Genomic DNA, 20,747 nt, shown 5'->3' with positions numbered 1-20,747 from the left:
GGCTCAGGCGGTGGCGTAGCGGTTCGCGGGGCGGGCGAGGCCGAGCAGGCCGCGCAGGGTGTCGCTCTCGTACGCGTGCCGGAACACCCCGCGGCGCTGGAGTTCGGGCACCAGGCCCCGGGTGATCGCCGGCAGGTCGTGGCCGGCGACGGCGGGGCGCAGCCGGAAGCCGGACAGGCCGGCCTCCGTCAACTCCTCCAGCCGGTCGGCCAGTTGAGCGGGTGTCCCGGTGAAGACGGGGGCGTCGCCGGTGTACGGGTGTCCCGCGAGGTCGTCCAGGCGGTCCCGGCGGGCGGTCGCCGCGGCCGGGTCGTCGTCGAGGAAGACCAGGAGGTCGCCGAAGAGGTGGAGCGGCTCCTCGGCGCGTCCGGCGGCGACCCGGGCGGTGCGGGCGGCGGTGACGAGCTCGCGGGCCCGGCCGGCGTCGTGCGGGGCGAGGAACCCGAGGTCGGCGGACGTGGCGAGCAGGTGGAAGGGGGCGCCCGAGGGGGTCTGGTGGGCCAGGACGCCGACGAGTGGTTGGCCCTGCGGCGGCCGGGGGGTGATCGAGGGCCCCTTGACGCTGAAGTGCCTGCTCTCGAAGTCGATGTAGTGCAGCTTGTCGCGGTCGATGAAGCGGCCGGTGGCGGTGTCGCGGATCTCCGCGTCGTCCTCCCAGCTGTCCCAGAGCCGGCGCACCGCCTCGATGTGGTCGGCGGCCTCCTCGAAGAGCCCGGCGGCCGATTCCCGTGCGGCGGGGTCCTCGTGGCCGTCGGCGGGCGGTGCGGGGATCGTACGGCGGCCGAAGTGGGCCGCCTCGTCCGGCCGGGCCGACACCTGGACGCGCAGGCCCGCGCGGCCGTTGCTGACGTAGTCCAGGGTGGCGATGGCCTTGGAGACGTGGAACGGCTCGGTGTGCGTGGCGACCACGGACGGGACCAGTCCGATGTGCCGGGTGAGCGGGGCGACGCGGGCGGCGACGAGCACCGCGTCGAGCCGGCCGCGCACCTGGTCGGTGCGTCCGTCGGGACCGTTCGGGAGGGAGGACTGGGGTCCGAGGGAGTCCTCGATGGTGACGAGGTCGAGCAGGCCGTGTTCGGCCTCGGTGACGAGATCGGCCCAGTAGCGCGCGGTGAACAGGTCGTGGGGGCGGGCCACGGGCTCGCGCCACGCGGCCGGGTGCCAGCCGGCGCCGTCGAGCGCGACGGCGAGGTGCAGCGGGGAGTTCGGGGACACGGAGGGGTGCCTTCCTGGTCGACCATGGGAGATCGCCGGCCCTCGTCGGGTGGGGCCGGCGGCGCGGGTGCATGGTCAGGGACGACAGAGCGCGGCGGCCACGCGCAGCAGGTCGATGTGCGGCCGGGAGTAGAGGCGGACGCAGCCGCGCGGGGAGAACGTCACCACGGGACGGCGGAGCGCGGACGACGCGACGCGCATCGCTCCCACCTCCGCCTCCGCACTCGGTGCCCTCCAGGGCGCCAACCACCTGGCCGCGCCCTTTGTTCCGCCGAACTGTACGCCGGGCCGCGGGAGTCGGGGGCTCCGCCGACCACGTCGTGAGACGCCGCGGACGCCTTCTTGACGCTCCCCCGGGGCGCGGCGAGACTGACGAGGACGGTCACGATTGTCAGCGCCCCGCGAGTGTCCGCACTCGTACGGTCATCGGCCCCGGCCCGCTGGCAGGCAACCCTTCCACCGCGACGGGGTGCCCCGGGTGACGACCGGGTTCCGCCGGTGCGGCGGGACAAGCGTGGTCTCGCGTTGCGCGAGCCCCGAGCGTGGACCGGTGGGAATGCCCAGGAACGACCTGACGAGGCGCCTGCACATCGATCTGCTGCGTGTCTCCAGCGCGTACTAGGGACCGTCCGGACCTCCCCGCCCTCGCCCGCGAGGCACCTTCGCGCATCGGGTCCGCCGTCCCGGCGTGCCCGGCGACGAGCCGGCACCGCACGTGAGCGGGGCCGCCCCGGTGCGGCGAGCGTGCGTGTCCGACGTCGCGAGGCGGACGGGAGAGGCCGGACAGGCCCTGGTTCCGGCGATCCGGACCGGTACGCAAGAGCGGTCACTCCGTTTCGTCACGGCGCCCACGAGGCAGCCGGGACTTCCTCAACCATGGAGAGTCATGCCCGAGACCCTGTCGCACGCCGCCGGCACGAGCACCCCCCGCACCGGCACGCCCGAGCCCGGACCCGCCGACCGGACCGGATCCGGCGCCTGTTCCCGCGGCTCGGGCGCGCCCGGCACCCCGTGCTCCGCGGAGGCCGCCGACGCGGGCGCCCCGGCACGGTGTGCGTCGTCCTTCCGCGCGACCGCGCCGCTCGACGGACTGCCCCGCCCCCGCGGCGCCGGTTCGGCCGGCGCTCAGCAGCGCGTCCACAGCCGGATCGGCGACGGTCTCGCCGGCGGTTTCTACCCGGCCCCGCACCGCTATCAGCTGTACCTGTCCCCGGACTGTCCGCGCTCGCTGCGCGTCGCGGTCACGGTCCACCTGCTGGGCCTCGGGGACTTCGTCGCCACCCTTTCCGCCGAGCCCGGCGGCCCGGACAGGACCGACGCCCTGCGCGGGGCCTACGAGGCCACCTGGCACCACTACGACGGCCCGCTCGCCGTGCCCGCGCTGTGCGACCGGTGGACCGGACGGGTCGTCAGCAACCACACGCCGGACATCCTGCGCGACCTGGCCCGGCTGGCGGACCGCACCGGAGGGGAAGCCCCCGCGCTGCGTCCGCGGGCCCTCGCGGCGGACATCGACGCCCTGCGGGAACTCCTCGACGCGGACGTCACCCCGGCCGCGCAGCCGGGGCGGCGGTCGGCCGCGCTGGCCCTGCTCGACGGGCGGCTCGCCTCGGCGCCGTACGCCTTGGGCCACGAGCTGAGCGCCGCTGACGTGGACCTCTGGGTGGCTCTCGTCCATCTCGACAGCCCCGGCGCCCTCGGCCCGTACGAGCACCTCCGGGGTTATGTGCGGCGGCTCGGAGCCCATCCGGCATTCCGCGGGAAGACGGGCCGGAGCGACGGGACGGGCGTCCCACCACTCCGGCGACGGTAGTCCCGGCCGGCGGAGGCGCCGCCTCCGCCGGCCGTCAGCCCTCCGCCACCCGTTCGTTCCTCCGCCGCGTCCGCCGCCCGTCAGCCCTCAGCGGCCTCCATCGCCTCCCGGGAGATCCGGTCGAACTGCGCGGCCATCGCCTCCTGGAGCGCCTGGGCGGCCGACAGCGGGCGGACCATCACCGTGAAGTCGTCGATCCTGCCGTCCTCGTCGAGGTGCAGGAAGTCGCAGCCCTCGATCTCCTTGTCGCCCACCTTCGCCCGGAAGATCAGCGCGTGGTCGGCGCCGTCGGCGTCCCCGATCTCGCGGACGTAGCGGAAGTCCGTGAAGACGCGCGTGACGCCCCGGACGATGGCCGCGGTGATCGCCCTGCCGGTGTACGGCTTGAAGACGACCGGGCTGGTGAACACCACGTTCTCGGCCAGCAGTGCCTCGATCGCGGCGTGGTCGCCGGCCTCCACCGCCTTGCGGAAGGGATGCATCGCGCCCACCTCTCATAGTCAACTAATTGATTAGGTGTGGAAGAGATTACTCGCGTCGGCGGCCGGCAATCTAGCCTTACGGGCATGGCATTGCGCAACGCGGTCCTGGCCGCGCTTCTGGACGGCGAGGCGTCGGGGTACGACCTGGCCAAGGGGTTCGACGCGGCGATCGCCAACTTCTGGATGGCGACGCCCCAGCAGCTGTACCGGGAACTCGACCGCATGGCCTCCGATGGGCTCATCGAGGCGCGGCTCGTGCGCCAGGAGCGCCGGCCGGACAAGCGGATGTTCTCGCTGACGGAGGCCGGGCGCCGCGCGCTGCGCGAGTTCACCGGCGCCCCGCCCCGGCCCACGGCCATCCGGGACGAGCTGCTGGTCAAGGTGCACGCGGTGGACGAGGGCGACCCGGACGCCGTACGCGCGTCGATCACCGAGCGGCTGGAGGGGGCCCGCGCGAAGCTGGCCCGCTACGACCGGCTGCGCGCCCGCCTCCTCGACGGGCGGACCGAGGACGCGTACCTGGCCGAGGCGGAACGGGTCGGGCCGTACCTGACGCTGATGCGGGGCCGTTCGTTCGAGCGGGAGAACATCGCCTGGGCGGAGCGGGCGCTGCGCGTCCTGGAGCAACGGGCCGCCGTGCGCGGGTAGTTCCGGGAGCCGGCCCACGACCGTCCTCCGACGGCGGCGGCCGGCCGTGTCCGTCGGGGCGGCAGGCGGGTATTCCCCTCCACCCATTGGATGTCCTATGGGCGTGAGTGGCGTGCCTATTGGTCACCTATGGGGCGGTCGGCCTACCTTCGCGGTATGTCGAAGATTCTTTTTGTGATGACCGGCGCCGACCACTGGACCCTCGCGGACGGCAGCAAGCACCCGACCGGCTACTGGGCCGAGGAAGCGGTCGCCCCGTACGAGGCGTTCACGGCCGCGGGCCACGAGATCGTGGTCGCCACGCCCGGCGGGGTCGTCCCGACCGTGGACCGGGCGAGCCTCGCTCCCGAGGCCAACGGCGGACAGGGGAACGCCGACCGGATCGCCGGGGTCCTGGACGCGATGGACGAGCTCCGCAAGCCGGTCCGCCTGGAGGACGTGCGCCTCGACGACTACGCGGCCGTGTTCTACCCCGGCGGGCACGGCCCGATGGAGGACCTCGCGGTCGACGCGGTCTCCGGGCGGCTGCTGACCGACGCGCTGACGTCGGGCAAGCCGCTCGGCGTGGTCTGCCACGCCCCCGCCGCGCTGCTGGCCGCGCAGGGCGAGGACGGCCGCAACGCCTTCGCCGGATACCGCCTGACCGGCTTCACCAACGCGGAGGAGACGCAGGCCGGACTCGCCGACAAGGCGAAGTGGCTGCTCCAGGACCGTCTCGTCGAGGCGGGCGCGGACTTCCAGGAGAGCGAGCCGTGGGCGCCGCACGTGGTGGTCGACCGCAATCTGGTCACCGGCCAGAACCCGTCCTCCTCCGCCCCGCTGGCCGCGGAACTGCTGAAGAAGCTCGGCTGAGAAGCCCCTCCGCCCCCTGAACCGGGCCGGGATCCCGCCGCCCTCACGGGCGCCCGGGTCCCGGCCCGCCGCGCTGCCCGGGCGGGTCCTGGCCGAACCGAACCGAAGCGGGGCCGACAAGCTGACCGCCGCGGGCCATGGACGGCTTGGCCCCGCTGCCCGGGACGCCCGCGAACCCCTACGGCCGGTTCGTCCTGATCGTGCCGACGCCGGGCGGGCACCCGGACCCTCCGGGCCCCGGTACCTCATCACCGAACCCGGCCCGGCTACCGCCTCACCCCCGACATCCGGCCTGACTCCCCGCACGCGCTCCGGTCACCGAGGGCTACCTGTCCGCTCGATGCAGCCGTACGAGCACCCGGCCGATGCGTCCGGATCGCCGCCGCACGTGACCACCGCCTCCCGAGCGCCGATACTGCAAGAGGCTGATCTCATCAGGAGGTACCCATGAAGATGCTCATCAACGTGGCGGAGACAGTGGTCGCGGACGCCCTGCGGGGCATGGCGGCGGCTCATCCGGAGCTGACGGTCGACGTGGAGAACCGGGTGATCGTCCGGCGCGACGCCCCGGTGGCCGGAAAGGTCGGGCTCATATCGGGCGGCGGTTCCGGGCACGAACCGCTGCACGGCGGATTCGTGGGTCCGGGCATGCTGTCGGCGGCCTGTCCGGGCGAGGTCTTCACCTCGCCGGTGCCGGACCAGATGCTGCGCGCGGCGGCCGCCGTGGACAGCGGCGCGGGCGTGCTGTTCATCGTGAAGAACTACACGGGTGACGTGCTCAACTTCGACATGGCCGCGGAACTCGCCGAGGACGAGGGCATCCAGGTCGCCAAGGTCCTCGTCAACGACGACGTCGCCGTCACCGACAGTCTGTACACGGCCGGCCGGCGCGGCACCGGCGCGACCCTCTTCGTCGAGAAGATCGCCGGGGCCGCCGCCGAGGAGGGCGCCCCGCTGGAGCGGGTCGAGGCGCTCGCCCGGCAGGTGAACGAGAGCTCCCGCAGCTTCGGGGTGGCCCTGGCCGCGTGCACCACGCCCGCCAAGGGCAGCCCCACCTTCGACCTGCCGCCCGGGGAGCTGGAGCTGGGCGTCGGCATCCACGGCGAGCCGGGCCGGGAGCGGCGCGCGATGATGACCTCGCGGGAGATCGCCGACTTCTCGGTGCACGCCGTCCTGGAGGACCTCGATCCGCGCAGCCCCGTCCTGGTGCTGGTCAACGGCATGGGGGCGACCCCGCTCCTGGAGCTGTACGGCTTCAACGCGGAGGTGCAGCGGGTGCTGGCCGAACGCGGTGTCGCCGTGGCCCGCACCCTCGTCGGGAACTACGTCACCTCCCTGGACATGGCGGGCGCCTCGGTGACCCTGTGCCAGGTCGACGAGGACCTGCTGCGCCTGTGGGACGCGCCGGTGAAGACCCCGGGTCTGCGCTGGGGCATGTGAGGGGGGCAGGCATCCGGTCAACGTCCGTACCACGCAAGGAGACCCTGTGCTCGACGCCGACTTCTTCCGACGCTGGATGACGGCCACCGCCGCCTCCGTGGAGCGCGAGGCCGAACGGCTCACCGCGCTGGACTCACCGATCGGCGACGCCGACCACGGGAGCAACCTCCAGCGCGGCTTCACCGCCGTGGTGGCCACGCTGGACAAGGAGGCCCCGGACACACCCGGCGCCGTCCTGACCCTCGCCGGCCGGCAGCTGATATCGACGGTCGGCGGCGCGTCCGGCCCGCTGTACGGCACCCTGCTGCGCCGTACGGGCAAGGCGCTCGGGGACGCCGCCGAGGTCACCGAGGAGCAGCTCGCGGAGGCCCTGCGGGCCGGCGTGGACGCGGTGATGGCGCTGGGCGGAGCCGCGCCCGGCGACAAGACCATGATCGACGCGCTGGTGCCGGCCGTGGGCGCCCTCGGGGAGTCGGGGGCCGGGGGCGGGGGGGGACCCGAACCCCCACCGCCCGGCAGGGCCCCCACCCACGGGGGGCGAGCACGGGGCCACCCCCCCCCACCCGGCGCCGGGCGGGGGCCCCCCCCCCCCCCCCCGGCGGGGGGCACCCGCGCGGCGCCGGGCCCCCCCCCCCCCCACGGCGCCGAGGCGACGACGCCGCTCCAGGCGCGCAAGGGCAGGGCCAGCTACCTGGGCGAGCGCAGCATCGGGCACCAGGACCCGGGCGCCACGTCCTCCGCCCTGCTCCTGGCCGCACTCGCGGAGGCGTCCGGTGAGTGACGACGAACTGGTCGGGATCGTCCTGGTGTCGCACAGTGCCGCCGTGGCCGCCTCGGTGGCCGAGCTGGCGGTGGGCCTGGCGGGCGGCGGCACGACCGCCCCCGTCGCGCCCGCCGGCGGCACGGTGGACGGCGGCCTGGGCACCAGCTCGGAGCTGATCTCCACGGCTGCCGCCTCCGTGGACCGGGGCGCCGGGGTCGCCGTCCTGATGGACCTCGGCAGCGCGGTCCTCACGGTGAAGGCGCTGCTCGCGGAGGGCGACGAGCTGCCGGAGAACACCCGGCTGGTCGACGCGCCCTTCGTCGAGGGAGCGGTGGCGGCCGTCGTCACGGCCTCGGCGGGCGCGGACCTCGCGGCGGTGGAGGCCGCGGCGGCCGAGGCGTACGCGTACCGGAAGGAGTGACGGGCGGGGTCGCGGCGGAAGCCGGGTACGGGCGGCGCCGGCCCCTCCCGGGCCGGTGACCGGCCGCACCCGCGTACGGCAGGGCGGCGGCGGCGCGCGGGGTGCCCGGCGCCGCCTGCCCGGCGCGCTCAGTCCCGGTTGGCGTCGAGGAACGTGCGCGCCAGCGCCTTCCCCCGGGTGACCGCGGCCCGCTGGTCCTCGATCGGGGACACCACCGAGTCCTTGAACACGATGTACGTGACCCCCGAGGGCGCGCCGCCGCCCCGCGGGTCGGTGCGGATGCCGAGGCCCCGGGCGGCGGCGTAGGAGGCCTCACCGATGATGTCGCGGGGGCCGACGTCGCCGACGACCGCGTACTGGACGCGGTCGCGGTAGACGACGGCCGCGACGGAGCCGCCCCGGATCCCGTGGTCGCGATGGTTCCAGACGGGGCCGGGGGCCGGTACGACGATGTAGGGCAGGGTCTCGGCGCTCAGATAGCGTCCGTCGGACTGCGGGAAGGCGGTCATGGACGAGAAGAGCGGGTCGGTGCGCCGGTTGCAGCGGGGGCCGGGCCGCCCGTCGCAGTCGATGTCCAGGTCGCTCTTCCAGAACACGGCTCCCCGCTTGCCGCACACCGCGATGTCCGCCGGGGCGCCGTCGTCACTGCGGTAGCGGCCTTCCGAGACCGGCGCGCAGTCGCGCACCGCGGCCAGCAGGTCGGCGGCGCGCACGGACTCCTCGCGCGCCGCGGGCCGCTGGGGCCCGGCGGCGGGGACGGCCGCGGGGACGGCGGGCGGCGGCTTCGCCGGAAGCGTGGTGGGGGCGAGCAGGGCGGCGCCGGCCGCGGCCAACGTCAGCGACTGGACACGCACGATGAAAGACCCTCTCCTGGGCGACACTGACGGGCACTCACCCAAATCTGGGGCGGGTCACGGACAGCGGCCACCGGTGAGGGTCCGGACGGTGCACGGCGAGGTCGCGCCCCGGACACCTGTCGTGCTGGGCGCGGTGCCGGTCCGGCCGTCACGCGGGGGTGGCCGGCCGAGGGGCCGGACCTGGTGGGCCCGGCCCGCTCGGCCGCCCTCTCCGGCGCGGATTCAGCGACGACAGCGGCCCGCGCCGATGGACATGAACTCCCGTGGAGGGAAGGCGAGTTCACGCCGCGTCGGAGTTCAGCATACGGAGCCGCCCGCGGGCCCGGCGAACGGCTCCCCTTCCCGCCCGCCCCCTTGATGTGACCGCGCCAACATGGCATACAGGTACAGACCAATCCCGTCGAGGGAAGGCAGTGCCGTGCGACGCACACCCATTCCGGTGATCTGCGGCTCGCTGCTCCTGGTGGCTTCCTGCGGCTGGGGCGGCCAGGACCGGGAGCGGGGCGGCCGGCTGCCGTCGGCCCCGGCGGGCGTCACGGCGGCGGCGGGCAGCGCGACCAGCGTGCACGTCATGTGGAACCTGGCCACCGGCGATCCCGAGGTCGGCCGGTACGAGGTGTACGCCGGCACCCGGAAGGTGAAGGAGGTGGCGGGTACGGAGCACATGGTGGACATCACCCGGCTCACCCCGGCCACCACCTACGTCTTCACGGTCCGGGCGCGGGCCGCGGGAGGCGACGCCGGTCCTCCCAGCAGGCGGGTACGGGCCACGACGCCCGCGGCGGGCGCCGCCGACCACCGCGCCCCGACCCGCCCCGGCCGCCCTCGCGGCGAGGCGGCCGGCGGCCGGGCGGTCCAACTGTCCTGGGAGAGGTCGGCGGACGACCGGCGCGTCGCCTCGTACGACATCTACCAGGGCGGCTCGAAGATCCACAGCGTGGGCGGCGGGCAGACGGCCGCCGTGGTCACCGGACTGCGCCCGGGGACCCGCTACTCGTTCACCGTGCGGGCGCGCGACGCGGCCGACAACGTCTCGCCCGCCAGCGAGCCGGTCCGGCTGACCACGGCCGCGGGGCGCGACGACGGCCGGGGGACGGCGCCCACGGCCTTCCGCGCCGCCACCCACCGCGCGGACGGCGCGTACTACATCGACCTGTCCTGGGACCCTCCGGAGACGGACGGCGTGATCACGGAGTACCGGATCGTGCTCGACGGGCGCGTCGCCACCTCGCTCGTGTGGGGCGGCACCCCGCCGGCCGGGCGGGCCTCCCACAGCTTCTACGTCGGACGCGAGGCCGGGGCCGTCCACCGCGTGCGGATCAGGGCGAAGCTGCCCGACGGCACCTGGGGCGGGCTCTCGGCCGAGCGGACGGTGACGACGGGATCCGGGCGATAGGGCGATACTAGGGTTGCCTTCATGCCCCATAGGGAATCCGATGCCTCGCCGCTGGACCTCACCCAGCTGCGCACCTTCCTCGCCGTGCACCGCGCCGGCTCGTTCACCGCCGCCGCGCGGCTGCTGGGGCTCTCCCAGCCGACGGTGACGACCCAGATGCGGGCACTGGAGGAGCAGCTCGGCCGGGAGCTGTTCGAGCGGCAGCCGCGCGGGGTGGCGCCCACGGCGGTGGCGGACGAGCTGGCCGCGCAGGTGGCGGCACCCCTCGACGCGCTGGCGGCGGTCGCCGAGCGCGGCGGACCCGGCGCGGACCAGACGCCCGAGCCGGTGCATCTGGCGGGCCCGGCGGAGCTGCTGTGCACGCGTGCCGTGCCCGCGCTGGCCCCGCTGACCGACCGGGGCGTACGGCTGCGGGTGAGCACGGGGCTGACCGACGAGCTGCTGGACGGGCTGCGCGGCGGCCGCTTCGACCTCGTGATCGCCACGACCCGGCCGCGCGGACGCTCCCTGACGTCCGCTCCGCTGGGCGACGAGGAGTTCGTGCTGGTCGCCTCGCCCGCGTGGGCCGAGCGCATCGGTCCCGAGCGGGTCGCCGCGGAGGGGGCGGCGGCCCTGCGCGGGGTGCCGCTGGTGTCGTACGCGGAGGACCTGCCGATCGCGCGCCGCTACTGGCGGCACGTCTTCGGGGTCCGTCTCACCGGACAGGCGGCGGTCACGGTGCCGGACCTGCGCGGGGTACGGGCGGCGGTGACCGCCGGTGCCGGGATCAGCGTGCTCCCCCGCTACCTGTGCCTGGAGGAGCTGGAATCGGGGGCGCTGGTGCCCCTGCTCTCGCCCGAGGACCCGCCGATCAACACCGCCTACCTCGTCCGGCGCCCCGGGGCCCCCGACAATCCGCATGTCGCGCTGGTCCGGGAGCGGCTGCTCCAGGCCGGCCGCACCTGGTGAGCGCGGCGCGCGCGGGTGGCCGGGTCGGCCGTCCGGAGGAGTTCGTCACCTGCCCGGTCCCCCTCCGCGTGCGGTACCGGTCCGGGGCGCGTTGGCTTCCCCTGAGGCAGCACGGCCGCTTCCCGATCAAGGCGGCTCATGGGATGTACCGCCACCGTGCCGCTGGAGGGCAAGTCCTATGCGTTCAACTCAGATATTCCTCCGCTCCGGCCTGACCGTGGCCGCAGCCGCCGCGCTTCCCCTCACCCTGGCCGCCCATCCGGCCGCCGCTTGGGGTGCGGGCATCTCGGTGAGCACCAGCGGCTCCACGGTCACCGTCACCACCAGCGCCTGCTCGGGCAGCGGCGGCAGCTTCGGCAACGCCTCGCTGCTCACCAGCAGCCAGTCGAGCTTCGCCCAGGGCCGCCAGGCGGCGCTGACCGGGACCAGCAACAGCCAGATGGCCAGCTGGTCGGGCGTGCGCTCGGGCACCTACACGGTCATCGTGGTCTGCCAGAACGGCACCACGGCGGGCACCCAGTCCATCGTCGTCACGGCTCCGACGATGTCGCCCACGGCCTCCCCCTCGCGTGGCGTCATGGGCGGAGTGGGCGGCGCCAGCAAGGACTACGGCACGCTCACCCTGGCCGGCGGCGGTGCCCTGGTGGCCGCGGGCACCGTGGCGGCGGCGTGGTTCCTGCGCCGGCGCTCGAAGCCGCACCGCCTCTGACCGCGGGTACGGTGCCGGTCACACGGGCGGCCGTCGGTCGGCTCCGGCCGGCGTGACGGCCTCCTGTGCGTGGCCTGACCGCTGCTCGTCCGCCTGCTCGAACTCCGCCAGCGCGTCGGTCAGCCACCGGGTCCAGAACGTCTCCAGGTCGATCCCGGCCCGCAGGACGAGGTGGCGCAGCCGGTGCTCGGGACCGTCCTTGCCGGGCGGGAAGTCGCGCTCCTGGATCTCCTGGTACTCCGCCAACTGGCTCCGGTGCAGGTCGAGATGGCGGCGCAGATCCGCCTCGATGCCGTCGGTGCCGACGACCGCGGAGGCCCGCAGCCGCAGCAGCAGGGTGTCGCGCAGCGGCTTCGGGTCCTGCGGTGCGGCGGTCCAGCGGGCCAGTTCGGCGCGGCCCGCCGCCAGCACCTCGTAGCTCTTCTTCTGCCCGCGGGCCGGCTGCTCGGCGGGCAGCGCGCGGATGAACCCCTCGGCCTCCAGCTTTCCCAGCTCGCGGTAGATCTGCTGGTGCGTCGCCGACCAGAAGTAGCCGATCGACTTGTCGAACCGCCGGGTCAGTTCCAGCCCCGACGACGGCTTCTCCAGCAGGGCGGTGAGGATCGCGTGCGGCAGTGACATGGCCTCATCCTAGGGAGGGCCGCCCGGCGGGCCGCCCTCCGTCTTCTCGTCCCGCGGCCTGCCGGGCGGCGGGCCCGCGTCCGCCGGCGGTTCGCCCCTCCGCCGCGGTCGGCGGAGCGGGAGAACCGTGGCGCGGGGTCGGACACGGCCTAGAGTGCCGCCGCCAGTTCCGTGCCCTGCTTGATGGCGCGCTTGGCGTCCAGTTCGGCGGCCACGTCGGCGCCGCCGATGAGGTGGACGCTGCGGCCCGCGGCGCTCAGTTCCTCGTAGAGGTCGCGCCGCGGCTCCTGGCCGGTGCACAGCACGACGGTGTCGACCTCCAGGACCTGGCTGAGGCCGTCCACGGTGATGTGCAGCCCGGCGTCGTCGATCCGGTCGTACTGGACGCCCGGCACCATGCTGACGCCGCGGTGCTTGAGTTCGGTGCGGTGGATCCAGCCGGTCGTCTTGCCGAGTCCGGCGCCCACCTTGGTGGCCTTGCGCTGGAGCAGGTGCACGGTGCGCGGCGGGGCGGGGCGCTCCGGTGCGGTGAGGCCGCCGGGGGCCCGGTAGTCCATGTCGACGCCCCAGTTCCGGAAGTACGTGGCCGGGTCCTCGCTCGCCTTGTCGCCGCCGTCGGTGAGGTACTCGGCGACGTCGAAGCCGATGCCGCCGGCCCCGAGGACTGCCACCCGGTCGCCGACGGGGGCGCCGTCGCGCAGCACGTCGAGGTAGCCGACGACGCTCGGGTGGTCGACACCGGGGATGTCGGGGGTGCGCGGGCTGACGCCGGTGGCGACGACGACCTCGTCGAAGCCGGAGACGTCCCCGGCGCAGACGCGAGTGTTCAACCGGACGTCCACGCCGTGCAGTTCGAGCTGGGTGCGGAAGTAGCGGATCGTCTCGTCGAACTCCTGCTTGCCGGGGACCTTGCGGGCCACGTTGAGCTGGCCGCCGATCTCGCCCGCGGCGTCGTAGAGGGTGACGTCGTGACCGCGTTCGGCCGCGGAGACGGCGCAGGCGAGTCCGGCGGGACCCGCGCCCACGACGGCGACGCGCTTGCGCAGCCGGGTCGGCGCCAGCACCAGTTCCGTCTCGTGGCAGGCGCGCGGGTTGACCAGGCAGGAGGTGATCTTGCCGCCGAAGGTGTGGTCCAGGCAGGCCTGGTTGCAGCCGATGCAGGTGTTGATGGCCTCCGGGCGGCCCGCCGCGGCCTTGGCGACGAAGTCAGGGTCGGCGAGCATCGGACGCGCCAGCGACACCATGTCGGCGTACCCGTCGGCGAGCAACTGCTCGGCGATCTCCGGGGTGTTGATGCGGTTGGTGGTGACCAGGGGCACCGATACGGCACCCATCACCTTCTTGGTGACCCAGGCGTACGCGCCGCGCGGCACGGAGGTCGCGATGGTCGGGATCCGCGCCTCGTGCCAGCCGATACCGGTGTTGATGATCGTCGCGCCGGCCGCCTCCACCGCCTTCGCCAGGGTGACGACCTCCTCCAGCGAGGATCCCCCGGGCACCAGGTCGAGCATGGACAGCCGGTAGATGATGATGAAGTCGTCGCCGACCGCCTCGCGGACCCGCCGGACGATCTCGACGGGGAAGCGCATCCGGTTCTCGTACGAGCCGCCCCAGCGGTCCTCGCGCCTGTTGGTCTGCGCGGCGACGAACTCGTTGATGAGGTAGCCCTCGGAGCCCATGATCTCGACGCCGTCGTACCCGGCCCGGCGTGCCAGGACGGCCGCTCGCGCGTAGTCGGCGATGGTCTGCTCGACCTCGGCGTCGGTGAGCTCGTGCGGCGGGAAGGGACTGATCGGCGCCTGGAGCGGGCTGGGGGCGACCAGGTCCTGGTGGTAGGCGTACCGCCCGAAGTGGAGGATCTGCAGGGCGATCTTCCCGCCCTCGCGGTGGACCGCCTCGGTGATGCCGGCGTGCTGCTCGGCCTCTTCCTCGGTGGTCAGTTTCGCGCCGCCCTCGTAGGGCCGTCCCGCGTCGTTGGGGGCGATGCCGCCGGTGACGATGAGCCCGACGCCGCCGCGGGCCCGGGTGGCGTAGAACTCCGCCATCCGCTCGAAGCCGCGCTCGGCCTCTTCCAGGCCCACGTGCATGGAGCCCATGATCACGCGGTTGGGCAGCGTGGTGAATCCCAGGTCGAGCGGGTTCAGCAGGTGCGGGTAACGGCTCATGGGGCCCTCCGTGCGCGGTGTGGTGAGTCTGTTGTAGACGACCGCACCGCGCTTGTGCAACTAGTTGCATAACCGGAGGGACCCAGCTCACACGGCGCCTTCGGGTCAGGCCGGCCGAACGCCGAGCACGACGTGGGCCTCCATCTCCTCGGACACCGCCAGGCGGGCGGTCAGGCCGCCGCGGGTGAACGCCTCCATGGCCGCGGGCGCCTGGAGCTCGCTCGTCTCCACGAGGAGGCAGCCGCCGGGCGCGAGCCAGTGGGCGGCCCCGGCGGCGACGCGGCGCAGGACGTCCAGACCGTCCGCGCCCCCGTCGAGCGCCACCAGCGGCTCGTGGTCCCGCGCCTCCGGGGGCAGCAGGCCGACCTCGCCGGTCGGGACGTAGGGCACGTTCGCGGCCAGCACGTCCACCCGGCCGCGCAGGCCCTCCGGCAGCGCGTCGAACAGGTCACCCTCGTGGACCCGGCCGCCGAGGGCGGCGAGGTTGCGGCGGGCGCAGCGCACCGCGGCGGGGTCGATGTCGGCGGCGTGCAGTTCGGGCCGGCCGAGGGAGACGGCCAGGGCGGCGCCCACCGCGCCGGAGCCGCAGCACAGGTCCACCACGACCGCGGCCTCCGGGGCGTGGGCGACCGCCTGGCGGACCAGGAACTCGGTGCGGCGGCGGGGCACGAAGACACCGGTGTCCACGGTGATGCGCAGTCCGTGGAACTCGGCCCAGCCGACGACGTGTTCCAGGGGCAGTCCGGCGACCCGGCGCGCCACCATGGCGGCGACCTCGTCCCGGTCACGGGCGGTGGAGAGGATCAACTCCGCCTCGTCCTCGGCGAATACACAGCCGGCGGTACGAAGTGCGGCGACTACGGCGGAAGGTGCGGCAAAGGGCATGGGGAGAGAGGGCCTTTCGAGGAACCGAAGGGCGCTCCCGCGACCGCCTAGAGCAGGCGACCCGCGTTGCCTGGAAGTGAGAGCACCCGGCCTGACACAGCGGTAATGGGTCTCACCTCCTGGCGACTTGTCGGTTGGGGCCGTCCACAACCGCGAGGCCACATTACAGGAAACGATCAGACGGCGACCGACTCCTCCAGCTCCTCCTCGGCCTCCTCGTCCGGGACCGGAGCGGGGGCCGAGGACGCCGTTTCCGGCACCGGCCCGGCGCCCGGGACGGCCCGCCGGGCGCGCGCCCGCTCGGCCGCGCCCGCGACCGCGGTCAGCAGCAGACCGGCCAGGAGCCAGGCGACGAGCGTCCCGGCGGCTCCGGACAACCCGTCGCGGCCGAAGTAGAGGAGACCGCGGACGCCCTCCACGAATCCCGCGCCGTTCCAGAACGCGTGCAGCGTGCCGAAGAAGCCGTTCTGCAGCTCGGGCCGGAACAGGCCGCCCGAACTGGTGAAGTTGAGCATCACGAACAGCACCATCATGGCGAGGGTGGTCCACCGCCTGAGGAAGGTGTGGAGCCCGACGCCGATGAACAGGATGCCCGCGGAGTACAGCCAGCTCATGCCCCACACGCCCGCGAGGTCGTGGTGCGCGAGGTGGAAGACCGGGCCGGCGAGCAGCGCGCCGATGGCACCGACGACGCCGGACACACCGACGGCCAGCAGGCTCCGTATCCGCAGGGGCAGGGCCGCGCCGGCGGCGCCGATCGCGGCGACGGACGCGTAGGAACCGATGCTCAGCGCGACGAGCAGGAAGAACAGGCCCTGGCCCGTCGGGTCGTCGCCGACCGTCGGCGCCACGTCGGTGACCTTCAGGGGTTCGCCCTGCCGGGCGGCGAGCGGGGTGAAGACCTTCTCGACGGACAGGGCGCCCATGTCCGAGGAGGCGGTCGCGACGAGCAGTTCGGGCGCCCGGCCCGGAGCGTAGGCGCCGGTGATGTCGCGGGACCGCAGGAGGGCGACCGCCTCGGGGCGGCTCGCGACGGTCCGGACGTCCAGCGCGTCCCCGGCCCCGTCCTTGACGGTCTGGGCGAGGACCTTCGCCTCGGGGCCGGCGCCCACGACGGCGACGGGCAGGTGGTTCGGCTCCGGGGTGGCGAAGGCGCCCAGGTAGGCGAGCCCCATGCCGAGGCACATCAGCAGCGGGGTGACCAGGTGCGTGAGCACATGGCGCAGGGCGGGCGAGCGCAGGCCGGCGACCACGGGGCCTCCATTGGTTGGCATATACAACTCCCTATCCAGTTGTACTATACAACCAGAAGAGCGAGGGAGTCGCCGTGACCGCGTCCGAAGAGCCCGCCGTCCCCGGCAGGGACGGTGCCGAGAACGTCGCCGAGGGCCTTGGCGCCCCGGCGCATCAGGATGTCCGCCGGGCCCGCGGGGCGGACGTCCCCCGCTCCGCGGACGCCGCCGTCGAGACCATCCAGCGCGAGATGACGGCGTTCGCCCGGCGCGCCCGGGCCTCGGCGGGGCGCATGCACCCCGAGCTGTCCCTGGTGTCGTACACCCTGCTCGGGCACTTGGAGGAGCGGGGCGGCTGCCGGGCCACCGACCTCGCCGCGCACTACGCGCTCGACAAGTCCACCGTGAGCCGGCAGGTGGCCGCCCTGGAGCGCGCCGGGCTCATCGAGCGGCGCCTCGATCCCGACGACCACCGCGTGCAGGTGCTGCACCTGACACCGGCCGGCGGCGCGCTGCTCGGCCAGGTGACGGAGAGCCGCCGGACCGCGTTCCGCGAGCGGCTCGAAGGCTGGCCCAAGGACGACCTGGCGCGGTTCGCCGCGTACCTGCTGCGGTACAACGACGCGGGGTCCGGCACCCCGGAGGGCGACCCGTCCGCGGGCTGATGCACCGCGGCCCGGGGCGGACGCGCCCCGCGCCACCGGTTCGCCGTCCTCGGCGACCGGGGCTCCACGGGGCCCCGTTCGGCCCGGCCGCTCACGTCATACGGCGGCCGGGGTCTGCCCGTCGGGCGCGTGCTCCGGCACCCGGGCCGCCATGAAGCGGGTGGTGCGCCGCAGCCGGAAGCCGAGTGCCTCGTAGAGCCGGATGGCACCGGTGTTGCCCGCGCCGGTGTGCAGGAACGGGGTCTCCCCGCGTTCGCGGACACCGTGCGCGACGGCCAGGACGAGCCGCCCGGCCAGGCCCTTGCCCCGGAAGGCGGGGTCGGTGCAGACCGCGCTGATCTCCGTCCAGCCCGGCGGGTGCAGCCGCTCCCCCGCCATCGCGACCAGCGCGCCGCCCCGGCGGATACCGAGGTAGGTGCCGAGCTCGACGGTGCGGGGCAGGAACGGCCCGGGCCGGGTGCGCCGGACCAGGTCCAGCATCTCCGGCACGTCGGCCGGTCCCAGGCGTACGGCCTCCGGGTCCGGCGCCGCGGGAATGCCGTCGTCGACGAGCTGGACGCCCTCCAGGCTGAAGGTCACTTCCCAGCCCTGCGGCGTCCGCCCCTGGAAGCCGGCCAGGGGCGCCTCCCCGCCGGGGCCGACCAGCGCGGCCAGATCCGTCCAGTCGTCGGCGTCGGGCTCGTCCGGGAGGGCCAGCCACGGCGACACGTCGGTCGGGTAGCGCAGGACCCGGCCGCGGCGCTCGGCGAAGTGGGCGTGCGGCCCGGTCAGCGAGGCCAGGGCCGGGTTGTCCAGGACGTGCCGCGCCTGAGCCCTGTCGGCGTCCGCACCCGGGAGCTGCCGCTCGGTGCTCGCCCCGGCGCTCACGCGGAGACCTCGATCACGGTCTTCCCGCGCGCGTGGCCGTCCTCGACGAGGCGCAGCGCCTCGCCCGCGCGGTCCAGGGGGAACGTCCGCGTGACGAGGGGGTCGAGGCCGCCGTCGGTGACGAGCCGGGCGACCTCGTCGAGCACGGCGGCGGTGCGGGCCCGGGCGACGGCCGCGCCGCCCAGGCGTGCCACCGTCTCCCGGTCGGCCCCGGTGATCAGCTTCGAGCCGTCCGGCAGCAGCGTCGCCGCCGCTTCGAGGACCTCGCCGCCGACCAGGTCGAAGACCGCGTCGACGCCGCCCGGCGCGGCGGCCCGCACCCGCTCGGCGAGCCCCGGCCCCGAGGGGACGTGCACGGCGCCGAGGGACTCGACGAGGTCCTTCTTGCCCTCGCTCGCGACGCCGACCGCGCGCAGCCCGAAGGCACGGGCCAGCTGGAGGGCCGCGACTCCGACCCCGCCGCCCGCCCCGGTGACCAGCACGGTCCTCCCGGGGCTCAGACCGAGCTGGCGTAGCCCGTCGTACGCGGTCGCCGCGGCCACCGGGAGCACGGCGGCGTCCGTGAAGGACAGCGCGGCCGGCTTGTGGGCGGTCACCGCCACCGGCAGCACGGCGTACTCGGCGTAGGCGCCGGCCACCGGGTTGCCGAAGACCTCGTCGCCGACGGCGAAGCCGGTCACCCCGGCCCCGGTCTCCTCGACGACGCCGGCGGCCTCGTTGCCGAACACCGCGGGCAGCTCGCGTGCGGGGGCGCCGGGACGGCGGTAGCCGGTGCGCTGCTTGAAGTCGACGGGGTTCACACCGGCCGCGCGCACCGCGACCAGGACCTCGCCGGGGCCGGGCCTCGGCCGCTCCCGGTCCACGAGGGTCTCGGTCTCCGGGCCGCCGTACCGGGTGAACACGTACGCCTTGGGCATGGACTGCCTCACTCTCCCTTCGCTGCCGCCGGTCGGGGACCCACCGGCGTCGGCATCTGTGGCAAGGGAGATCACGACACCGCTATTCCCGGTGCCGCGCGGTGTTCACACGGCCGCAACGATCTCGGCCGCCGTCCACAGGGGCGCTGGTCGGAGCCCCGGTCCGCGTACGGTTGAATGCGTACGCACGGATCGCCGCGGGTGCCCGCCCGCGGACGGCCGTGCGCCCCGCACACCGCTCGCGATCGACCCCGCGCCGTCCCCGGGACGGCCTGGAGGCACCACCGTCATGAACGTCACCCGAGGCTTCACCGGACGCGCCCGCGTCCACAACGCCGGTCTGCCGCCCGGCCAGTACGACGCGGGGGACGACTGGCCCGTCCTGTCCGCCGAGGTCACCCCCGAGCTGGCCCCGGCCGACTGGACGTTCCGGATCGACGGTCTGGTGGCCGAGCCCCGCACCTGGGACTGGGACGGCGCCCACGCGCTGCCGTCGTCGATGTACGAGGGTGACATCCACTGCGTGACGAGCTGGTCGAAGTTCGGCGTGCGCTTCGGAGGGGTGTCCCTAAACGCCTTCCTGGACGCCGTCCGCCCGGACGCCGCCGCCACCCACGCGGTCGCGTACTCCCACACCGGCTACACGGCCAACCTCCCGCTGGCCGACCTCAGGGGCGGGCGCGCCTGGATCGCCTGGGAGTACGACGGGAAGCCGCTGCCCGCCGAGCACGGCGGGCCGGCCCGGCTGATCGTGCCGCACCTGTACTTCTGGAAGAGCGCCAAGTGGATCGCGGGCATCCGGCTGCTGGACCACGAGGAGCCCGGCTTCTGGGAGCAGAACGGCTACCACGCGCGCGGCAACCCCTGGGAAGAGCAGCGGTACTCCGGTGACTGAGACGTTCGTGCCCCCGACCCCGTTCGCCGTGCCCGGGCGGATCGCGGTGAGCGAGCAGGCCGCCACCCACTGGCAGGACGCCACGCTCACCGAGGTCCGCCGCGAGACCCCGCAGGCCTCGACGTTCCGGTTCGCCGTGCCCGGCTGGACGGGGCACCTGCCGGGGCAGCACCTGATGCTGCGGCTCACCGCGCCGGACGGGTACACGGCCCAGCGCCACTACTCCCTCGCGTCCGCGCCCGACGACAGCGGCCACATCGAGCTCACCCTCGACCATGTCGACGGCGGTGAGGTCTCCGGCTGGTTCCACACGGTGGCCAGGCCGGGGGACGTGGTGCAGGTGCGCGGTCCGGTCAGCGGCTTCTTCGCCTGGCCCGGCGACCGGCCCGCCCTGCTGATCGGCGCGGGCTCGGGCGTCGTCCCGCTCATGTCGATGGTGCGGCACCGCCGGGCGAGCGGCATGTCCGTCCCGCTGCGGCTGCTCGTCTCGGCGCGCGGCCCCCGTGAGCTGATCTACGCGCGGGAGTACGGCGAGGAGACCACGACCGTCTTCACGCGCAGCGCCCCGCGGGGCGTCCCGGTCGGCCGTATGTCGGCGGCACATGTGGCGCCGCTCCTGGCGCAGGCGCCTCCCGGTGGGTGGGAGGCCTATGTGTGCGGCTCCAACGGTTTCGCGGAGCACGCGTCACGGCTGCTGGTCGCGGCCGGCCAGCCGGTGGACCGCATCCGCATCGAGCGCTTCGGCTGACTCGCCGGGCCGCGGCACGGCCGGGCGGGCCCACGCGCTCACCGACCGCACTTCCGGTCCGCGAGCGGCGTACGCCTCACCCGGCGCCCGTGCCGCACGTCTCGCGGGCGGTCGGCCTCGGCGTCCCGGGTCGTGAGGGCGCCCACGCCGCACGTTTCGTAGGCGGGTCCTGCGTCGGCGTCCCCAGGGCCCTGACGACGCCGCCGGT

Annotated in this window: 22 protein-coding genes and 1 riboswitch; of the genes, 12 read left to right on the top strand and 10 right to left on the bottom strand. The window is 74.7% G+C overall.

The features are described from left to right. Positions 1-3 precede the first annotated feature (3 nt). Complete coding sequence (locus ACWGIS_RS17935) at positions 4-1,215, bottom strand: LLM class flavin-dependent oxidoreductase (RefSeq protein ID WP_453363388.1); 1,212 nt, start codon at positions 1,213-1,215, stop codon at positions 4-6. A 75-nt stretch (positions 1,216-1,290) separates the two neighbouring features. Beyond that, a complete protein-coding gene (locus tag ACWGIS_RS17930; RefSeq protein ID WP_453363387.1) occupies positions 1,291-1,416 on the bottom strand; it encodes a putative leader peptide in 126 nt (41 codons plus the stop codon). 179 nt (positions 1,417-1,595) lie between these two features. Next, a riboswitch (SAM riboswitch) is annotated at positions 1,596-1,736 on the top strand. A 365-nt stretch (positions 1,737-2,101) separates the two neighbouring features. On the opposite strand from ACWGIS_RS17930, the gene ACWGIS_RS17925 reads away from it, so the two are divergent. Next, a complete protein-coding gene (locus ACWGIS_RS17925) occupies positions 2,102-3,028 on the top strand; it encodes a glutathione S-transferase C-terminal domain-containing protein (protein ID WP_453363386.1) in 927 nt (308 codons plus the stop codon). Positions 3,029-3,108: 80 nt separating this feature from the next. Here the strand turns inward: ACWGIS_RS17925 and ACWGIS_RS17920 are convergent, their stop codons facing one another. Next, positions 3,109-3,510, bottom strand: coding sequence for a nuclear transport factor 2 family protein (locus ACWGIS_RS17920; RefSeq protein WP_453363385.1), 402 nt, complete (start codon positions 3,508-3,510; stop codon positions 3,109-3,111). An 84-nt stretch (positions 3,511-3,594) separates the two neighbouring features. Here ACWGIS_RS17920 and ACWGIS_RS17915 point away from each other — a divergent pair, with 84 nt between their 5' ends. The 5 genes from ACWGIS_RS17915 to ACWGIS_RS17895 all read left to right on the top strand — a co-directional run bounded on the left by ACWGIS_RS17915 (position 3,595) and on the right by ACWGIS_RS17895 (position 7,634). After that, positions 3,595-4,158 carry a PadR family transcriptional regulator gene (locus ACWGIS_RS17915; RefSeq protein WP_453363384.1) on the top strand — a complete coding sequence of 188 codons (564 nt, stop codon included), beginning with the start codon at positions 3,595-3,597 and terminating at the stop codon, positions 4,156-4,158. Positions 4,159-4,314: 156 nt separating this feature from the next. After that, positions 4,315-5,010 carry a type 1 glutamine amidotransferase domain-containing protein gene (locus ACWGIS_RS17910; protein WP_453363383.1) on the top strand — a complete coding sequence of 232 codons (696 nt, stop codon included), beginning with the start codon at positions 4,315-4,317 and terminating at the stop codon, positions 5,008-5,010. A gap of 447 nt (positions 5,011-5,457) precedes the next feature. Continuing rightward, positions 5,458-6,450, top strand: coding sequence for a dihydroxyacetone kinase subunit DhaK (gene dhaK / locus ACWGIS_RS17905; protein WP_453363382.1), 993 nt, complete (start codon positions 5,458-5,460; stop codon positions 6,448-6,450). A gap of 46 nt (positions 6,451-6,496) precedes the next feature. Continuing rightward, the gene (dhaL, locus tag ACWGIS_RS17900; protein WP_453363381.1) at positions 6,497-7,231 is read left to right on the top strand and encodes a dihydroxyacetone kinase subunit DhaL; all 735 of its coding nucleotides are present in this window, start codon (positions 6,497-6,499) and stop codon (positions 7,229-7,231) included. Next, positions 7,224-7,634, top strand: a complete 411-nt coding sequence (locus ACWGIS_RS17895; RefSeq protein WP_453363380.1) for a PTS-dependent dihydroxyacetone kinase phosphotransferase subunit DhaM — start codon at positions 7,224-7,226, stop codon at positions 7,632-7,634. Before dhaL ends, ACWGIS_RS17895 begins: the two co-directional genes overlap by 8 nt. A gap of 128 nt (positions 7,635-7,762) precedes the next feature. Here the strand turns inward: ACWGIS_RS17895 and ACWGIS_RS17890 are convergent, their stop codons facing one another. Continuing rightward, positions 7,763-8,488, bottom strand: coding sequence for a glycoside hydrolase family 75 protein (locus tag ACWGIS_RS17890; protein WP_453363379.1), 726 nt, complete (start codon positions 8,486-8,488; stop codon positions 7,763-7,765). A gap of 421 nt (positions 8,489-8,909) precedes the next feature. Between ACWGIS_RS17890 and ACWGIS_RS17885 the strand changes: the two genes are divergently transcribed. The 3 genes from ACWGIS_RS17885 to ACWGIS_RS17875 all read left to right on the top strand — a co-directional run bounded on the left by ACWGIS_RS17885 (position 8,910) and on the right by ACWGIS_RS17875 (position 11,544). Then, the gene (locus ACWGIS_RS17885; protein ID WP_453363378.1) at positions 8,910-9,887 is read left to right on the top strand and encodes a fibronectin type III domain-containing protein; all 978 of its coding nucleotides are present in this window, start codon (positions 8,910-8,912) and stop codon (positions 9,885-9,887) included. 21 nt (positions 9,888-9,908) lie between these two features. Beyond that, a complete protein-coding gene (locus tag ACWGIS_RS17880) occupies positions 9,909-10,835 on the top strand; it encodes a LysR family transcriptional regulator (protein ID WP_453363377.1) in 927 nt (308 codons plus the stop codon). A 178-nt stretch (positions 10,836-11,013) separates the two neighbouring features. After that, positions 11,014-11,544, top strand: coding sequence for a hypothetical protein (locus ACWGIS_RS17875; RefSeq protein ID WP_453363376.1), 531 nt, complete (start codon positions 11,014-11,016; stop codon positions 11,542-11,544). Positions 11,545-11,562: 18 nt separating this feature from the next. On the opposite strand, the gene ACWGIS_RS17870 is transcribed toward ACWGIS_RS17875, so the two are convergent. The 4 genes from ACWGIS_RS17870 to ACWGIS_RS17855 form a co-directional block, all read right to left on the bottom strand. Continuing rightward, positions 11,563-12,165 (bottom strand): PadR family transcriptional regulator, encoded by a 603-nt coding sequence (locus ACWGIS_RS17870; RefSeq protein ID WP_453363375.1) that lies wholly within the window; start codon positions 12,163-12,165, stop codon positions 11,563-11,565. A 149-nt stretch (positions 12,166-12,314) separates the two neighbouring features. Continuing rightward, complete coding sequence (locus ACWGIS_RS17865; protein ID WP_453363374.1) at positions 12,315-14,330, bottom strand: FAD-dependent oxidoreductase; 2,016 nt, start codon at positions 14,328-14,330, stop codon at positions 12,315-12,317. Positions 14,331-14,435: 105 nt separating this feature from the next. Beyond that, positions 14,436-15,215: a putative protein N(5)-glutamine methyltransferase gene (locus ACWGIS_RS17860; protein WP_453363373.1), complete on the bottom strand. Its 780-nt coding sequence runs from the start codon at positions 15,213-15,215 to the stop codon at positions 14,436-14,438. A gap of 176 nt (positions 15,216-15,391) precedes the next feature. Then, a complete protein-coding gene (locus ACWGIS_RS17855; RefSeq protein ID WP_453363372.1) occupies positions 15,392-16,489 on the bottom strand; it encodes a hypothetical protein in 1,098 nt (365 codons plus the stop codon). Between the two features lie 209 nt (positions 16,490-16,698). Here ACWGIS_RS17855 and ACWGIS_RS17850 point away from each other — a divergent pair, with 209 nt between their 5' ends. Continuing rightward, entirely contained in the window at positions 16,699-17,112 is a 414-nt protein-coding gene (locus ACWGIS_RS17850) for a MarR family winged helix-turn-helix transcriptional regulator (RefSeq protein ID WP_453363445.1), read from the top strand. A 96-nt stretch (positions 17,113-17,208) separates the two neighbouring features. On the opposite strand, the gene ACWGIS_RS17845 is transcribed toward ACWGIS_RS17850, so the two are convergent. Next, complete coding sequence (locus tag ACWGIS_RS17845) at positions 17,209-17,907, bottom strand: GNAT family N-acetyltransferase (protein ID WP_453363444.1); 699 nt, start codon at positions 17,905-17,907, stop codon at positions 17,209-17,211. A gap of 68 nt (positions 17,908-17,975) precedes the next feature. Then, a complete protein-coding gene (locus ACWGIS_RS17840) occupies positions 17,976-18,896 on the bottom strand; it encodes an NADP-dependent oxidoreductase (protein ID WP_453363371.1) in 921 nt (306 codons plus the stop codon). 289 nt (positions 18,897-19,185) lie between these two features. Here ACWGIS_RS17840 and ACWGIS_RS17835 point away from each other — a divergent pair, with 289 nt between their 5' ends. Together ACWGIS_RS17835 and ACWGIS_RS17830 are read left to right on the top strand one after the other, a co-directional pair. Next, positions 19,186-19,791, top strand: a complete 606-nt coding sequence (locus tag ACWGIS_RS17835) for a sulfite oxidase-like oxidoreductase (RefSeq protein ID WP_453363370.1) — start codon at positions 19,186-19,188, stop codon at positions 19,789-19,791. Then, positions 19,784-20,539: a ferredoxin reductase gene (locus tag ACWGIS_RS17830; RefSeq protein ID WP_453363369.1), complete on the top strand. Its 756-nt coding sequence runs from the start codon at positions 19,784-19,786 to the stop codon at positions 20,537-20,539. The genes ACWGIS_RS17835 and ACWGIS_RS17830 overlap by 8 nt, the downstream gene beginning before the upstream one ends. The last annotated feature ends 208 nt before the right edge of the window (positions 20,540-20,747 follow it).

This window comes from Streptomyces sp. NPDC054842, assembly GCF_053611025.1.
Note: the sequence above shows the minus strand (reverse complement) of the source record. Positions and strands in the feature narration are given on the sequence as shown.

What these genes read in the sequence shown, in the direction of transcription:
- ACWGIS_RS17930 (WP_453363387.1), bottom strand. Translation starts at nt 1,416, where the DNA reads ATGCGCGTCGCGTCGTCCGCGCTCCGCCGTCCCGTGGTGACGTTCTCC.
- ACWGIS_RS17925 (WP_453363386.1), top strand. Translation starts at nt 2,102, where the DNA reads ATGCCCGAGACCCTGTCGCACGCCGCCGGCACGAGCACCCCCCGCACC.
- ACWGIS_RS17920 (WP_453363385.1), bottom strand. Translation starts at nt 3,510, where the DNA reads ATGCATCCCTTCCGCAAGGCGGTGGAGGCCGGCGACCACGCCGCGATC.
- ACWGIS_RS17915 (WP_453363384.1), top strand. Translation starts at nt 3,595, where the DNA reads ATGGCATTGCGCAACGCGGTCCTGGCCGCGCTTCTGGACGGCGAGGCG.
- ACWGIS_RS17910 (WP_453363383.1), top strand. Translation starts at nt 4,315, where the DNA reads ATGTCGAAGATTCTTTTTGTGATGACCGGCGCCGACCACTGGACCCTC.
- dhaK (WP_453363382.1), top strand. Translation starts at nt 5,458, where the DNA reads ATGAAGATGCTCATCAACGTGGCGGAGACAGTGGTCGCGGACGCCCTG.
- ACWGIS_RS17880 (WP_453363377.1), top strand. Translation starts at nt 9,909, where the DNA reads ATGCCCCATAGGGAATCCGATGCCTCGCCGCTGGACCTCACCCAGCTG.
- ACWGIS_RS17875 (WP_453363376.1), top strand. Translation starts at nt 11,014, where the DNA reads ATGCGTTCAACTCAGATATTCCTCCGCTCCGGCCTGACCGTGGCCGCA.
- ACWGIS_RS17870 (WP_453363375.1), bottom strand. Translation starts at nt 12,165, where the DNA reads ATGTCACTGCCGCACGCGATCCTCACCGCCCTGCTGGAGAAGCCGTCG.
- ACWGIS_RS17865 (WP_453363374.1), bottom strand. Translation starts at nt 14,330, where the DNA reads ATGAGCCGTTACCCGCACCTGCTGAACCCGCTCGACCTGGGATTCACC.
- ACWGIS_RS17860 (WP_453363373.1), bottom strand. Translation starts at nt 15,215, where the DNA reads ATGCCCTTTGCCGCACCTTCCGCCGTAGTCGCCGCACTTCGTACCGCC.
- ACWGIS_RS17855 (WP_453363372.1), bottom strand. Translation starts at nt 16,489, where the DNA reads ATGCCAACCAATGGAGGCCCCGTGGTCGCCGGCCTGCGCTCGCCCGCC.
- ACWGIS_RS17850 (WP_453363445.1), top strand. Translation starts at nt 16,699, where the DNA reads ATGACGGCGTTCGCCCGGCGCGCCCGGGCCTCGGCGGGGCGCATGCAC.
- ACWGIS_RS17840 (WP_453363371.1), bottom strand. Translation starts at nt 18,896, where the DNA reads ATGCCCAAGGCGTACGTGTTCACCCGGTACGGCGGCCCGGAGACCGAG.
- ACWGIS_RS17835 (WP_453363370.1), top strand. Translation starts at nt 19,186, where the DNA reads ATGAACGTCACCCGAGGCTTCACCGGACGCGCCCGCGTCCACAACGCC.